We start from the raw sequence: 14,720 nt of genomic DNA, 5'->3' as shown, positions 1-14,720 counted from the left end.
GGGGACCACCGTTTAGGCGGGGAACTTCCCGCGCTTGACCTGGGGCTTGGGTAGTCGGAGCCGGCGCAGCTGCATGGCCCGCATGACGCCGTACCAGCGCACGCCGCGCTCGACCTCGCCGAACTTCTCAGTGAGGCGCTTCTTCAGCTGGAAGGAGATCAGGATGCCCTCCAGCACCACCAGCAGCACGATCGCCCACAGGGAGAAGGTCAGCCAGATCGCGATCTGGGACTGGGGCAGGAACGCCATGAAGACGTAGACCAACACAATCACCATGAGCCACTCGCCCACGCCGGTGCGGGCGTCGACCCAGTCACGGGCGTAGCGCTTCTGCGGACCGCGGTCACGGAGCGGCATGTTGCGCTCGTCGCCGGTCTCCATGGCCATGCGCATCTTCTGACGCTCCACCATCTCTGCGTCCCGTGCGGCCTTCCGAGCCGCCTTCCGGTCCTCTGGGACCAGGGGGCGGCGGCGTGCGGCCTCCCGCTCCGCGCGCGTCGGCGTGGGCCCCTTCTTCCCCTGATGGCGAGCGGCCGTCTCCTCAGGGGTCTCGATCAGGGGGCCCGTCTCGGCGGCGTCGCTGGCAGGGTTCACGGAGGTCTTCTTGCGTCCAAACACCCCATCATTCTAGGTGGTCCCCGAAGGCCCGGTGGCCGGGGCCACACCAGCGATGGCTCGCTAGGCTGACGGGTATGACTGAATCGTCCCAGACCCCTGCCCGACTGCCCCTGGACGCTGAGGCCGTGGCCCGCATCACGACGGCCGTGGACCGCGGCCTCGAGAGGACCGTGGACACCCTCAAGGACCTCGTGTCCATCCCCGGGATCGCCTGGGACTCCTTTGCCAGGGAGCCGCTCGAGCGGTCGGCGGACACCGTCGCGGCGCTCGTCCGAGCCCTGGGCGTGGAGGACGTGGAGGTGCTGACCGAGGCCAGGGCGGACGGGACGCCCGGGGGACCGGCCGTCGTCGGGCGCCGTGCGGCCCAGCCCGGGAAGCCGACCATCCTGCTCTACGCGCACCACGACGTGCAGCCGGTGGGTGAGGAATCCCTGTGGGAGACCGATCCCTTCACGGCCGTGGAACGGGACGGGCGCCTGTATGGCCGCGGCGCGGCGGACGACAAGGCCGGGATCATGGTCCACCTGGCCGCCTTCCAGGCCATGCTCGACGCCGGGGCGGACTCGGGCGTGGGCGTCACCTTCTTCATCGAGGGGGAGGAGGAGGCCGGCTCGCCCACCTTCCGGACGTTCCTCGAGCGGCACCGTGAGAAGCTGGCAGCCGACGTGATCGTGGTGGCCGACTCGGGCAATTGGAAGGTGGGTGTCCCGGCCCTGACCACCTCGCTGCGGGGCCTGGTGGACGGGGTCATCGGGGTGCGCGTGTTGGAGCATGCCGTCCACTCCGGCATGTATGGGGGACCCGTGCTGGACGCGCCCACGCTGCTGGCGCGGCTCATCGCGACACTGCATGACGAAGAGGGCAACGTGGCGATCTCCGGGCTGGAGCAGACGCACCACGCGAACATCGAGTACCCGGAGGCCGACTACCGCGCTGACGCAGCCGTGCTGGACTCCGTGCGCCTGGCGGGCACGGGGCCTCTGGCGGACCGGCTGTGGAACCGGCCGGCACTGAGCATCATCGGCACGGACGTGACGAGGATGGACGTGGCGGCCAACACCCTCCAGCCGGAAGCCCGGGCCAAGTTCAGCCTTCGGCTCGGGCCCGGCACGGACCCGGACGTCGCCATGGAAGCGGTCCGGGCCCACCTGGAGTCAGTGCGGGACACCGCGTTGTTCGGGGCGGAGGTCATCTTCGAACCGGGGGAGACCGGGCTGCCCTTCGCCACAGACACCTCCGCCGCACCGGCGCAGATGATGCTCGCCTCCCTCCGCACCTCCTTCGGTGCGGAGCCGGTGGAGTCCGGGATCGGCGGCTCGATCCCCTTCACCGCGGACCTGGTGGAGGTGTTCCCGGAGGCCACTCTGCTGATCACGGGGGTGGAGGACCCCGACTCGCGGGCGCACTCGGCCAACGAGTCCCTGCACCTGGGCGACTTCAGGCATGCCGTCCTGGCCGAGGCCCTGCTGTTGGCCGCCGCAGGGCTCTGACCTAGTATCGAGGGATACCTCCGTTCCGGACCGCCGCGGACCATCGGGCGGGAATGAACCACCCGCCCCCGCTGTTGGGACCGAGGAGAACGCACGCAGATGAAGGAGCGACTATGACCGTTTCCGCAGATTCCACCGAGACCCAGATCCCGACCGCCCAGCCGGCCGACGGCTTGGAGGCGCACGAGGTCGAACTGAGCGAGGTGGCGGCCACCAAGGTCCGCACCCTTCTCGAGCAGGAGGGCCGCACCGATCTGCGCCTGCGCGTGGCCGTGCAGCCGGGTGGCTGTTCCGGCCTGATCTACCAGCTCTACTTCGACGAGCGTGTCCTGGACGGGGACACCCTGCGCGACTTCGATGGCGTGGAGGTCATCGTGGACAAGATGAGCGTGCCCTACCTGACAGGTGCCAGCATCGACTTCGAGGACACCATCTCCAAGCAGGGCTTCACCATCGACAACCCGAATGCGGGCGGCTCCTGCGCCTGTGGTGATTCCTTCCACTGAGTTCACCTCTCCTGTCCGAAAACGTCGGGTGACTGTGCCGTAATTCGGTGCGGACACCCGACGTTTTCGCGTGTCATGGGGCAGACGATCAGGGCGGTAAGCTCTACAGTAGGTAGTAAACCTAGGGGTCCCCCTGTGGCCGCTTCGCTCCAGTTCAGACGTAGATCAGCTGTCTGCCTGGGCGGGTCTCGGCCGCGGGAGGCATTCGCACTCGAGATTGAAGAGGAAGGGCCGTCTGTGAGATCGCAGAATCAAGCCGGCAGCCGTGGCAGGCGTCTCCTAAAGGGGGGAGCGCTTGCCGTTGTGGCAGCCATGGTCCTGTCCGGTTGTTCGGAGCAGGTTCAACGAGGATTCCTGCCCGGCACACGGGAGACCACCAACCAGAGCGCGCAGTTGACTGACTTGTGGGTCAACTCGTGGATCGCGGCCCTGATCGTGGGTCTGGCGGCCTGGGCCATGATGCTCTGGTGCATGGTGGCCTACCGGCGCCGGAAGAGCGACAAGGGCTATCCGCGCCAGATGGCCTACAACGTGCCGATGGAGACCCTGTTCACCATTGTTCCCGTGATCATGGTGCTGACCCTGTGGGGCTTCACCGACCGGGTTCAGCGCGAGGTGGACACCCCGGTGGAGGACTCGCCGCTGACGGTCGAGGTCTACGGCAAGCAGTGGGCCTGGGACTTCAACTACAGCTATGAGGGCGAGGAGAAGCACTACCAGGGCGTGCAGGCCCAGCTGGACGGCAGCGAAGGGGTCGAGGAGACCCTGCCCACCATGTACCTCCCGGTGGACGTGCCCGTTGAGTTCGAGCTCAAGTCCCGAGACGTCATCCACTCCTTCTGGGTCCCGGCCTTCCTGCGCAAGCTGGACATGGTCCCGGGCAAGACCAACTACATGTACCTCACCCCCACCGAGGAAGGCACCTTCCAGGGCAAGTGCGCCGAGCTGTGCGGTGAGTACCACTCCGAGATGCTCTTCAACGTCGAGGTGGTCTCCGAACAGGAGTTCCGTACTCAGATGTCCGAGATGGAGGACGGTCACGTGGGTGACGAGTACAACCGCAACCCGAACCAGAACCCGGACGGCCAGCGCGACCAGGAGAACCAGCTCCAGGGCGATGGCACGGACACGGGGGCGTCCGGCGGTTCCGCCGAGAAGGCAGCCGGCGAGGACCAGGGAGACAACGAATGACCACCTACGAATACGCCACGGATGACGCAGCGTCGGCCCAGCCGCGCGTGGTGCCCGTCTCCAAGGGCAAGATCATCGTCAACTGGCTGACCAGTACGGACCACAAGACCATCGGGTACATGTACCTGATCACCTCGTTCATCTTCTTCTGTGTGGGCGGCGTCATGGCGCTGCTGATCCGCGCAGAGCTGTTCGAGCCCGGGATGCAGCTGCTGCAGACCAAGGAGCAGTACAACCAGCTGTTCACCATGCACGGCACCATCATGCTGCTGATGTTCGCCACCCCGCTGTTCATCGGGTTCGCCAACGTCATCATGCCGTTGCAGATCGGCGCGCCGGACGTGTCCTTCCCGCGGCTGAACCTGCTGGCCTTCTGGTTCTTCCTGTTCGGCTCCATCATCGTGGTGGCAGGGTTCCTGACCCCGCAGGGTGCGGCATCGTTCGGCTGGTTCGCCTACGCGCCGCTGTCCAACACCACCTACTCGCCGGGTGTCGGTGGGGACCTGTGGGTGTTCGGTCTGTTCCTCCAGGGCTTCGGCACCATCATGGGTGGCGTCAACTTCATCACCACCATCCTGACGATGCGCGCCCCGGGCATGACCATGTGGCGCATGCCGATCTTCACGTGGAACACGCTGATCACCGGCATCCTGGTCCTCATGGCCTTCCCCCCGCTGGCCTCCGCGCTGGCGGCACTCGGCATGGACCGGCGCTTCGGTGGCCACGTGTTCGACCCGGAGAACGGCGGTGCCATCCTGTGGCAGCACCTGTTCTGGTTCTTCGGGCACCCCGAGGTCTACATCATCGCGCTGCCGTTCTTCGGCATCGTGTCCGAGATCATCCCGGTCTTCAGCCGCAAGCCGATCTTCGGGTACAAGACCCTGGTGTTCGCCACCACGGCGATCGCCGCGCTGTCCGTGACCGTGTGGGCCCACCACATGTACGTCACCGGCTCGGTGCTGCTGCCGTTCTTCTCCCTCATGACCATGCTGATCGCGGTGCCGACGGGCGTGAAGTTCGTCAACTGGATCGGCACCATGTGGCGAGGGTCCATCACCTTCGAGAACCCGATGCTGTGGACCCTGGGCTTCATGGTCACCTTCCTGTTCGGCGGACTGACCGGTGTCATCTTGGCCGCACCGCCGCTGGACTTCCACGTCTCCGACACCTACTTCGTGGTGGCGCACTTCCACTACGTGGTCTTCGGCACCGTGGTGTTCGCGATGTTCGCCGGCTTCTTCTTCTGGTGGCCCAAGTTCACCGGCAAGATGCTCAACGAGCGCCTGGGGAAGATCCAGTTCTGGATGCTGTTCATCGGCTTCCACGGAACCTTCCTGATCCAGCACTGGCTGGGCGTCATGGGCATGCCGCGCCGTTACGCGGACTACATGGTGGAGGATGGCTTCACCCTGATGAACCAGTTCTCCACGATCTTCTCGTTCGTGCTGGGTGCCTCGCTGATCCCGTTCTTCTGGAACGTGTACATCACGGCGCGAAAGGGCAGGAAGATCACGGTGGACGATCCGTGGGGCTTCGGTGGCTCCCTGGAGTGGGCCACGTCCTGCCCGCCTCCGCGCCACAACTTCCACTCCCTGCCCCGGATCCGCTCCGAGCGTCCGGCACTGGACCTGCACCACCCCGAGCTGCTGCCGACCTCCCCGCAGCATGAGCCCGAGATCTTCGGAGAAAAGGCGGCTGCCAAGTGAGAACCAACGTCAAGCTGTTCGGCATCCTCGGCGTCTTCTTCCTGGTGGTGGCGACGGTCTACGGCTTCTGGGTCAACTGGTCCGAGTGGGCCGGAATCCCCGCGATCTATGCAGTGGGCGGCCTCGGACTGATGATCGCGGCCTTCCTCTGGCTCACCGACCGGAAGTTCGGTGTGGGTCCGGATGATGACGAAGACGGTGAGATCGCCCAGTACTCCGGTACCTACGGGTCCTTCGCGCCGTGGAGCTGGTGGCCCCTGGGTCTGGGCATCGCCTCTGCCGCATTGGTCTTGGGCCTGGCCCTGGGCTGGTGGATCTTCTTCGTCGGGGTCGGCCTCGGCGTGTACTTCCTCGTGGGCTGGGTCTTCGAGTACTCCAAGGGCGACCACGCCCACTGAGCCCCCTGGGCTCGTCGGACGGCAGAGGCCGGGAATCCCTGACGGGGTTCCCGGCCTCTGCCGTTTCCGCGTCAGCCTCAGATCATTCGTTCGAGTACCTTGAGGATCTGCTCGCGTCCGAAGGCGAAGTCATCTCTGAGGACATGGCCCGGTAGCGCGTGCTGGGCCGCCGCGTCCACGGAGAACCACCGAGGAGCGCAGCACTGCTGGAGTGGCCTCGCGGCGGCAGGAGTGGCCTCTTGGCGGCAAGAGCGGCTTCATGGCGACAGGGGTCTGTAGCCCGGGGGACCGCCGTGACTCCAGCCGTGCCCCATTGAAGGGAACAGCCCAGGTACTCCCCAAGAGCGCCTCAGGGGCCGAGGTCTCCCCGTCCTGCCCCCTACACGCGCTCACCATCGCCTTCTGCCTCGGCATGGAGAGCTGGGAGAGGGGCGACGCATCTCGGCGCATACCGCCTCGGCGATCCCGTCGAGGATCTCCTCCTTCGGCACGCCGTCACAGCCGCACAGATCCTCTGACGACCATCTGAGCGGCGAGGCGGCGCCTGGCCCTGTATCGGGGCCTCGTAGTCTCCGGTGTGGTTGGGACCCTCAGTCCGGGGGCGCAGGGATCGACCGTGGACGATGAGGTGTGCGGCTTTGCGGATTCGGCAGGACTGCGCATCCATCCTCACCGCGCTCGTGGCTGTGGAGGCCTCTGGACTCGGCCCGGGAGCTCGTGTGGTGATCACCGGCGCCTGCTCTGGCGTCAGTTCCATTGCGGTGCAAGGGGCGGTGGCCCCGGAGGCCGAGGGGGTCCGTGGACCGGTGGATGGCGGGATGGTCCGCCATCCTGGGCTCAGTGGTTCTCTCGTGGATCCGTGGGCCGAAGCACGAGCAGGTGATGGAGCCCTCGAGCCGGTGATGGAGCAAGAGTCCAGAGTCCGCTTGGAGGACACCGGACAGCAGAAGGGCCCCGCCATCGGCGGGGCCCTTCCTTTCTCCGGAAATCCGGCTTACGTCAGTGACCGATCGAGGACTGGCCGTCCTGGCCTTCCACGGCGTCTGGGACGTGCCCGTGGTCGTGGGACTTGGCCTCCGCGAGCTCTGCACGGGTCACCGGCTCCACGCGGTCCTCGTAGAACCACCGGTGCAGCTTGGCGCGCCGTTTCTCGCTACCCGAGACCTTGCCGTCGCTGCCCGGCTGGGCAGGGAGCGGCTTCCTGGACTCGAAGCTGACCAGCTTGTACAGCTTGTAGTCGTCCAAACGCTCGTGGCGTTCACGGAACTCGCCCTCGGGGGTCATCTCGATCACGCCGGCCTCACGGCCGTGGAGTACGATCTCGCGGTCCTTGCGCTGCAGGGCCAGGCACACTCGCTTCGCGATGATGAAGCCGATGATCGGACCGAAGATGAACAGGAACCGCAACCAGTAGGTGACGTCGTTCAGTGACACGTGGAAGTGCGTGGCAATGAGGTCGGAGGAGGCCGCGGCCCACATGACGCAGTACCAGACGACGCCTGCCACGCCGACGCCGGTGCGGGTCGGGGCATTGCGCGGGCGGTCCAGGATGTGGTGCTCCCGATTGTCCTTCGTGATCCACCGCTCGATCCATGGCCAGCCGAACATCAGGCTGAAGAGGATACCGGCGGGGACGAGGGCCGGCAGCAGCACGCCGAGCGCCAGGGTGTTGGTACCCCACGGAAGGGGGATGTCCCACTTGAAGGAGAACTCGCCCAACATGCCGGGCATCAGGCGCAGCGCGCCGTCCACGAACCCGATGTACCAGTCCGGCTGTGTACCGGCCTGCACGGGGGAGGGATCGTAGGGACCGTAGTTCCAGATCGCGTTGATGGTGAACATGGAGGCCAGCAGGGCCACGACGCCGAACACGATGAAGAAGAAGCCACCGGCCTTGGCCGCGTAGACCGGTCCGACCGGGTAGCCGACCACGTTGTTCTCGGTGCGCCCCGGGCCGGGGTACTGGGTGTGCTTGTGCACGACCACCATGAACAGGTGCATCACGATCATCAGCAGGATCAGTGCCGGGACCACGAGCACGTGCAGGATGTACAGCCGCCCGACGATGTCATCGCCTGGGAACTCGCCACCGAAGAGGAAGAACGAGATATAGGTGCCGATGAGCGGGATCGCCTTGACCACGCCGTCGATGATGCGCAGGCCGTTGCCGGAGAGCATCTCGTCCGGCAGGGAGTAGCCGGTGAAGCCGGCGGCGAGGCCCAGGATGAGCAGGGTGCAGCCGACGACCCAGTTGAGCTCACGCGGACGCCGGAACGCCCCCGTGAAGAACACACGCAACATGTGCACGGACATGGCCGCCACGAAGAGCAGTGCCGCCCAGTGGTGGACCTGACGCATGAACAGACCGCCACGGATGTCGAACGAGATGTCGAGGGCGGAGGCGTAGGCCACGGACATCTCCACGCCATAGAGGGGCTTGTAGGAGCCCTCATACGTGGTGTGAGCCATGGACGGGTCGAAGAAGAAGGTGAGGAAGGTGCCCGACATCAGGAGGATGACGAAGGTGTAGAGGGCGACTTCGCCGAACATGAAGGACCAGTGGTCCGGGAAGATCTTCCTGCCGAATTCCTTGACCATGGGGGAGACACCGACGCGGGTGTCCATGAAGTTGGCGATCTTGCCCGTGGGGGTGGACGCCTGGTACTCGGTTTTGGTTGAGGTGCTCATTGGTGTCAGCCACGCTCCCAGTAGGCCGGTCCGACGGGCTCGTGGAAGTCGCTCCGGGCGACGAGGAAGCCGTCTTCATTAACTCTGATCGGCAGCTGAGGCAGGGCGTGACCGGCCGGGCCGAAGATGACTTTGCACTCCTGCGTGAGGTCGAAGGTCGACTGGTGGCAGGGGCACAGCAGGTGGTGGGTGTGCTGCTCATACAGCGCCACCGGGCAGCCGACGTGGGTGCAGACCTTGGAGTAGGCCACGATGCCGTCCACGTTCCAGTCCTCCCGCTCGGGGGAGACCTGCATGGAGTCCGGGTTGAGCCGCATCAACAGCACCACGGCCTTGGCCTTCTGGTTGAGCATGTCGTGCGGAGGCAACTCGTTGAGTCCCTCGGGGATCACGTGGAAGGCGGAGCCCATGGTGACGTCGGAGGCCTTGATGGGAGTGCCGGTGGGGTCACGCACCAATCGGACGTCCGGGGCCCACATGGTGTGGCGCAGTCGCTCGGGCCCGAAATTCTCGCTGGCCAGGTCACTGCGGTTGTCCGTGTCGTCCAAATCGCGGAAGATGGCGATCGCGGGCAGCACGGCGAGGGCACCGGCGCCGATCAGCGTGTTCCGCAGCAGGGGACGGCGCTTGATCTGGGTCTCGTCGATGATGTCCTCGACCATGCCGACGGCCAACTGACGGTCTGCCTCGGTGCGGACCTCATGGCGATCCTCCGTCACCTCGTGGTCCGGCATCAGGGTCTTGGCCCAATGGACGACGCCCATGCCGATGCCGAACATGGCGAAGGCGGTGCCGAGGCCCAGGAGCAGGTTCTGGAGTCGGATGGTGGAGAACGGGGTGCCGGGGCCGATCTGGCCCACCACGAAGTAGCCCACGAAGAACAACAGGGTGCCGACGATCGAGAGTCCGAAGAGGAAGGCGACCTGGCGCTCGGCGCGCTTGGCTGCCCGGGGATCCTCGTCGGCCAGCCGCGGCCGGTGCGGCGGGATGCCGGGGTTGTCGACGGCGAACTGGCTCGACTCCTCCCCACCGGCGTGCTCGACGGCTCCCGAGTGCTCCGGGCCTCCGTGGCTTTGCTCAGACATAGATCTGAATCCTTTACTTGAGTGATGGTGACGTTGTGTGTGTTCGGCGCCCCCACGGCGCCGTCAGGTCAAGAGGACCTGGAGGTCAGCCAGACCATGAACCCGACGAGGACCGCGAGTCCGCCGGTCCACACCAGCAGGCCCTCGGACACCGGGCCGAGTGAGCCGAGGGAGGCGCCGCCGGGGGAGCCCTGGCTCTCGATCTGCTTGAGGAAGGCGATGATGTCCCGCTTGTCCTCGGGCTTGAGGTTCGCGTCACTGAAGACGGGCATGTTCTGCGGACCGGTGGCCATGGCCTCGTAGATGTGCTTCTCCGTCACACCTGCGAGGGTCGGGGCGGACTTGCCGCGGGTCAGGGCGCCACCGGCAGCTGCGGCGTTGTGGCACATGGCGCAGTTCACGCGGAAGAGGGTGCCGCCGTTGCCGAGGTCGACGTCCTCGTGATCGGTGTCCAGGTACTCGTCCTCGGGAAGGGCCGGGCCGGCACCGAGGGAGGAGACGTAGGCGGCCAGCTGCATGGTCTGCTCGTCGCTGAACTGGTTCGGCTTGGGCTGGGCCTGGGGTCCCTGCATCTGCATCGGCATACGGCCGGTGCCGACCTGGAAGTCAACGGAGGCGGCTCCCACACCGATCAGGGTGGGGCCGTCCTCGGTGCCGACGGCGTCCATGCCGTGGCAGGTGGCGCAGTTGGCATTGAAGAGCTTCTCGCCCTCGGTGATGTCCTCGGCGCTGTACGTGGAACCGGTGGTGGCGGCCTGGGCCTGGTTCATGGTGCTGGCGACGGAATAGAGGCCGCCGGTGATGAGAAGTCCCAGAAGCAGCAGCGCGAGCCCGGCGATGGGGTGGCGCCGTTTCTGTGAGAGTGCCTTCACGGTGGGTTCCTAACGTTTCTTGTTGACCGGAGGAGGGTGACGTTCCGAGTCCGGTCTTCCTCGATGTGGTGCGGGTGAGCCGGGGGAGGTGCGGACTATTTCAGGAAGTAGACGATGGCGAAGAGGGCGATCCAGACGACATCGACGAAGTGCCAGTAGTAGGACACCACGATGGCAGAGGTGGCCTCGTGGTGGCCGAATCGCTTGGCGAGGTGGGCGCGGCCGATGATGAAGAGGAACGCGATCAGACCACCGAACACGTGGATCGCGTGGAAGCCCGTGGTGATGTAGAAGGCCGATCCGTAGGCGTGGGCATCGATGGTGATGCCGTGCGAGACCAGCACCGCGTACTCGTAGCACTGCACGGAGACGAAGATCGCGCCCATGATGAAGGTCAGGACGAACCACTCGACCATGCCCCATCGCTTCAGGGAGAGGATCCCTCCGGTGCGTCGCGGCTGAAGGCGCTCGGCGGCGAAGACGCCGGCCTGGGCCGTGAAGGAACTCGCCACGAGGATGAGGGTGTTCACGAAGGCGAGCGGCACGTTGAGCGTCGCGGTGCTTTCGGCCCAGAGCTCGGGCGAGGTGGACTTCAGGGTGAAGTACATGGCGAAGAGTCCGCCAAAGAACATCAGCTCGCTGGAGAGCCAGACCATGGTGCCCACTTGCACCATATTGGGTCGGCTGGGGAGCCCTGTCGCGGGCCTGGGGAGGGCATGGGTTGCAGTCGTCACCCAGCCATTATGGCCCTAAAACGGCCCACGGCTCCAATGCGACGAACGTTTCGGCGTTTCCTGTTCTTCCCGGACCGAGCCTTCTCACACGAACTGCGGCCCGGACACCCAGCAACCGTGCAGGTTTGCAGGTCAGTGGGCGGTTGTTCTGGGAATTCTGCCCGGTTACGAGTCAAGAGTATGTCCTAATCCCGGCGGGAGGGGAAGGCCCGGTGCGATACCCCGGATATCGGCGCACCTTCCGGGCGGCGATAGCATGACCCGCGTGAGTACTTCGAGCCCCGCACCCCAGTCCCTCTCGTGGCCCTATGTCTTCGGGCGGCTCGTCTCCCGGATAGACCTGACCACTGACGAGACGGTGTGGGCCATGCGGGAGATCATGTCCGGCAACGCCACTGATGCGCAGATCGCAGGCTTCCTGATGGCCCTCGCGTCCAAGGGCGAGTCGGTGCAGGAGCTGTTGGGCCTCACGCAGGTGATGCTGGACAACGCCGTGCATCTCGAGGTGCCGGGGGAGACCCTGGACATCGTCGGCACCGGCGGGGACAAGCTGGGCACCGTCAACATCTCCACCATGTCCTCCCTCGTGGCGGTGGGCGCCGGCGCCACGGTGGTCAAGCACGGCAACCGAGGGGCCTCCTCGACGGCGGGTGCAGCCGATGTGATCGAGGCGCTGGGCGTGGACCTGTCCCTGACCGTGGAGAAGGTGGTGGAGTGCGCCACCACAGCGGGCATCACCTTCCTGTTCGCCCAGGGCTACCACCCTTCGATGAAGTACGTGGCCCCCGCCCGCAAGCAGCTGGGCGTGCCGACCGTCTTCAACTACCTGGGCCCCCTGACGAACCCCTCGGGGGTGAGCGCCCAGGCGCTGGGCTGCGCGAGCGAGCGGATGGCCCCTCTGCTGGCCGGCGTCCTGGCCGACCGCGGCCTGCGAGGGTTGGTGTTCCGAGGCAGTGACGGACGGGACAAGATCACCACCTCCGGCCCCTCCACCCTCTTCGAGGTGCGAGGAGGCGTCGTGTCCGAGCACGAGCTGCATCCGCAGGACCTCGGGATCGAGCTGGCGCCGGTGGAGGCCCTCGCGGGGCAGGACGGGCAGCACAACGCCGGGATCGTCCGGGACCTGCTGGCCGGGCGTCATGGCCCGGTGCGGGACGCGGTGCTCCTGAACGCCGCGGCCGGCCTCACGGCCTTCGACACCTCGGCCGAGGGGCCTCTTCTGGACCGGATCAGGGCCAACATGGCAAGAGCGGCGGAGTCCATCGACTCCGGGGCCGCCCAGCGGGCACTGGACGCCTGGGTGCACACCTCGCACTCCTAGGGCCCAGCGGCCGCTACTGCTCGGTGTTCTCGAAACCGAGGGCGAAGCCCTCCTCGAGGTCATGCCGTGAATAGGCGCGGAAGGCCAGCATGGTCTCGGTGTCCCGGATGCCCTCCACCTTGGACATCTGGTCCGCGATGACGTCTGCGAGGTCGTCGAACTGGCGCAGGCGCACCATGGCGACCAGGTCCCAGTTGCCGGTCACGGAGTACACCGAGGTCACCCCGTCCAGATCGGCCAGCTGCTCTGCGGACTCCGGGATGCGGTCCGGGTCGGTCTTGATCATCACGAATGCGGTCACCATGGTGGAGCCTCCTGAGCGCTGGTCGGTGTTCACGCCCTCATCCTAGGACCGTCGCACCATCTGGCCGCGACGCCACCGCAGGATCAGTGCCATCACCGCGCGCCGGCCCAGGAGGAAGGCGCCCAGCACACCAGCGGTCACGAGCTGGAAGGAGGGCGCCGCGGTGTCTCCCATCGCCACCCGGAGCAGTAGCCCACCCACCACTGTGACCAGCCACACCACGACGCCGGCCGGCCAGACCCGCGTCCAGGTGCGCCTCGGGCGGGTGAGGGCGGTGGCCACGGCCCAGGCGATCAGGAACGGCAGGGCGGTCATCAGGAGGCCGGCGAGGTCCATCCCGGATTCGTGCGTGCGCCGCCCGAGCCCGGCGAAGAGGATGATCAGGAGGACATCGAGGGCTCCTCCGATCCAGGGCGCCACAGATCGGAGGGCGGGGGTGTCGGCAGCGGCCGGGGAGGGCGATGGCATCAGTCCAGTCTACTCCCGCAGTCATGAACAAGGATCAATCCTTGTGTGCATGTAGACAAGCCATTAGGCTTGTGTAATGTTCGTCATGACCATGGACCAGCGAGCCTCCAGCGGGGGACCCGACCGAGTGACCGCCCTGGTGGAGGGGTTGAACGATCCGTCCCCTCGTGAGGGCGCCGGCCGCGGCATGGTCCGGCCCTTCCAGCGGACAGCCGGGGACGAGGTCCAGGGCGTGGTGGAGCGGGCGGACACGGTGGTGGGCATCGCCCTCTCTGCCGCGCGGTCCGGGCACTGGAGCGTCGGGATCGGCGTGGGGCCGGTGCGCCACCCGATGCCGGCCGAGACGCGTGCCGGGGCGGGGCCGGCCTTCGAGCACGCCCGCCGTGCCGTGGAGCGGGCGAAGCACTCACCGGGGCACGTCGCCGTGGACGGCCCCGAGTCAGCCGGGCGGGATGACGCGGCGGAGCTGTTCGAGGCCGTGGAGGCCAGCCTGCAGCTGCTGGCGGAATTGGAGTTCCGGCGCAGCAGCGAGGGGCAGGAGGCCGGACGGTGGATGGATGCCGGCGCCACGCAGCGAGAGGCCGCCGAGAAGTTGGGGGTGAGCCAGCAGGCCGTCAGCTCACGATTGCGCAGCGGCCTGTGGGGCGAGTCCCGCCGTCTGGCGTCCGTGGTCTCTGCCATGCTGGAGCGCGTCGACCGGCTGGCCGGCGGTGCGGATGAGACGGGGGCGGAGGGGCAATCATGACGGAACCGGCGGGATTCTCAGTGATCCTCGTCGCGCTGGCGGGCCTCCTCGGGGTGCCGCAGTTCTCCCTTCGCTTCCGGGGGACGCCGCGGCATCCCGAATCGATCCTCTACGCCACTGCCGTGATCCAACTGCTGCTGCTCGGCGGGGCAGCCGCACTGGCGGTGGCCTCCGGCGGCGGCACGGGGTGGGCCCTGGCCGGTCCGCTGGCCGTGGTGGCTGCCGTCGCCGGTGGCGGTGCGCCGACCACCGCGGTCCTGCAGCTCTCCTTCAACGCAGCTCACCCCGAGCATCAGCGCATGCTGACCGGGCCGGACGGTCAGCAGGTCTTCAACGAGGAACATGCGGCCCAGCCCGTGCTGCGTGGTGGCGCCTGGATCGGCGTCCTGGAGCGCTTGGCTGTGGCCTCCACGCTGATCATGGGCTGGCCGGAGGGGCTTGCGATCATCCTGGCTGTCAAGGCCCTGGGCCGGTATTCGGAGCTGGGGAAGTCCGGCGCGGCGGAGCGGTTCATCCTGGGAACCTTCTCCAGTCAATTGTGGGCCTGCGCGTGCGTCGGTGTGGCGGTCCTGCTGGCCTGAGGTCCGGTGGCTG

Annotated in this window: 15 protein-coding genes; 8 read left to right on the top strand and 7 right to left on the bottom strand. The window is 66.8% G+C overall.

The genetic code is table 11. The features are described from left to right. Nucleotides 1-12: 12 nt before the first annotated feature. Nucleotides 13-618 (bottom strand): DUF3043 domain-containing protein, encoded by a 606-nt coding sequence (locus IMT31_RS01560; protein WP_345356165.1) that lies wholly within the window; start codon nucleotides 616-618, stop codon nucleotides 13-15. 74 nt (nucleotides 619-692) lie between these two features. On the opposite strand from IMT31_RS01560, the gene IMT31_RS01555 reads away from it, so the two are divergent. The 5 genes from IMT31_RS01555 to IMT31_RS01535 all read left to right on the top strand — a co-directional run bounded on the left by IMT31_RS01555 (nucleotide 693) and on the right by IMT31_RS01535 (nucleotide 5,909). Then, complete coding sequence (locus IMT31_RS01555) at nucleotides 693-2,108, top strand: M20/M25/M40 family metallo-hydrolase (RefSeq protein WP_413543528.1); 1,416 nt, start codon at nucleotides 693-695, stop codon at nucleotides 2,106-2,108. A 113-nt stretch (nucleotides 2,109-2,221) separates the two neighbouring features. Next, nucleotides 2,222-2,614 carry an iron-sulfur cluster assembly accessory protein gene (locus tag IMT31_RS01550; protein ID WP_345356159.1) on the top strand — a complete coding sequence of 131 codons (393 nt, stop codon included), beginning with the start codon at nucleotides 2,222-2,224 and terminating at the stop codon, nucleotides 2,612-2,614. 312 nt (nucleotides 2,615-2,926) lie between these two features. Further along, complete coding sequence (coxB, locus tag IMT31_RS01545) at nucleotides 2,927-3,805, top strand: cytochrome c oxidase subunit II (RefSeq protein ID WP_345356227.1); 879 nt, start codon at nucleotides 2,927-2,929, stop codon at nucleotides 3,803-3,805. Then, a complete protein-coding gene (gene ctaD / locus IMT31_RS01540) occupies nucleotides 3,802-5,511 on the top strand; it encodes a cytochrome c oxidase subunit I (protein WP_413543527.1) in 1,710 nt (569 codons plus the stop codon). Before coxB ends, ctaD begins: the two co-directional genes overlap by 4 nt. Further along, nucleotides 5,508-5,909 carry a cytochrome c oxidase subunit 4 gene (locus tag IMT31_RS01535; RefSeq protein ID WP_345356153.1) on the top strand — a complete coding sequence of 134 codons (402 nt, stop codon included), beginning with the start codon at nucleotides 5,508-5,510 and terminating at the stop codon, nucleotides 5,907-5,909. Before ctaD ends, IMT31_RS01535 begins: the two co-directional genes overlap by 4 nt. Before the next feature lie 999 nt (nucleotides 5,910-6,908). Here IMT31_RS01535 and IMT31_RS01530 read toward each other — a convergent pair. From IMT31_RS01530 to IMT31_RS01515, 4 genes are all read right to left on the bottom strand, one after another. Then, the gene (locus IMT31_RS01530; protein WP_345361232.1) at nucleotides 6,909-8,597 is read right to left on the bottom strand and encodes a ubiquinol-cytochrome c reductase cytochrome b subunit; all 1,689 of its coding nucleotides are present in this window, start codon (nucleotides 8,595-8,597) and stop codon (nucleotides 6,909-6,911) included. A 5-nt stretch (nucleotides 8,598-8,602) separates the two neighbouring features. Next, nucleotides 8,603-9,682, bottom strand: a complete 1,080-nt coding sequence (locus tag IMT31_RS01525; RefSeq protein ID WP_345361234.1) for a ubiquinol-cytochrome c reductase iron-sulfur subunit — start codon at nucleotides 9,680-9,682, stop codon at nucleotides 8,603-8,605. A gap of 68 nt (nucleotides 9,683-9,750) precedes the next feature. Next, the gene (locus IMT31_RS01520; protein WP_345361237.1) at nucleotides 9,751-10,554 is read right to left on the bottom strand and encodes a cytochrome c; all 804 of its coding nucleotides are present in this window, start codon (nucleotides 10,552-10,554) and stop codon (nucleotides 9,751-9,753) included. A 95-nt stretch (nucleotides 10,555-10,649) separates the two neighbouring features. Further along, entirely contained in the window at nucleotides 10,650-11,228 is a 579-nt protein-coding gene (locus IMT31_RS01515) for a heme-copper oxidase subunit III (protein WP_345361240.1), read from the bottom strand. 316 nt (nucleotides 11,229-11,544) lie between these two features. Between IMT31_RS01515 and trpD the strand changes: the two genes are divergently transcribed. Next, on the top strand, nucleotides 11,545-12,609 hold the full coding sequence (trpD, locus tag IMT31_RS01510) for an anthranilate phosphoribosyltransferase (protein ID WP_345361243.1): 1,065 nt from the start codon (nucleotides 11,545-11,547) through the stop codon (nucleotides 12,607-12,609). 13 nt (nucleotides 12,610-12,622) lie between these two features. Here the strand turns inward: trpD and IMT31_RS01505 are convergent, their stop codons facing one another. Then, on the bottom strand, nucleotides 12,623-12,913 hold the full coding sequence (locus IMT31_RS01505) for an Lrp/AsnC family transcriptional regulator (protein WP_413544349.1): 291 nt from the start codon (nucleotides 12,911-12,913) through the stop codon (nucleotides 12,623-12,625). Nucleotides 12,914-12,955: 42 nt separating this feature from the next. Beyond that, nucleotides 12,956-13,381, bottom strand: coding sequence for a DUF3054 domain-containing protein (locus IMT31_RS01500; RefSeq protein WP_345361246.1), 426 nt, complete (start codon nucleotides 13,379-13,381; stop codon nucleotides 12,956-12,958). Between the two features lie 76 nt (nucleotides 13,382-13,457). Here IMT31_RS01500 and IMT31_RS01495 point away from each other — a divergent pair, with 76 nt between their 5' ends. Together IMT31_RS01495 and IMT31_RS01490 are read left to right on the top strand one after the other, a co-directional pair. Further along, a complete protein-coding gene (locus IMT31_RS01495; protein WP_345361249.1) occupies nucleotides 13,458-14,126 on the top strand; it encodes a hypothetical protein in 669 nt (222 codons plus the stop codon). Then, nucleotides 14,123-14,707 (top strand): hypothetical protein, encoded by a 585-nt coding sequence (locus IMT31_RS01490; protein ID WP_345361252.1) that lies wholly within the window; start codon nucleotides 14,123-14,125, stop codon nucleotides 14,705-14,707. The genes IMT31_RS01495 and IMT31_RS01490 overlap by 4 nt, the downstream gene beginning before the upstream one ends. The last annotated feature ends 13 nt before the right edge of the window (nucleotides 14,708-14,720 follow it).

This window comes from Citricoccus nitrophenolicus (genome assembly GCF_047305825.1).
GTDB lineage: Bacteria > Actinomycetota > Actinomycetes > Actinomycetales > Micrococcaceae > Citricoccus > Citricoccus nitrophenolicus.
Note: the sequence above shows the minus strand (reverse complement) of the source record. Positions and strands in the feature narration are given on the sequence as shown.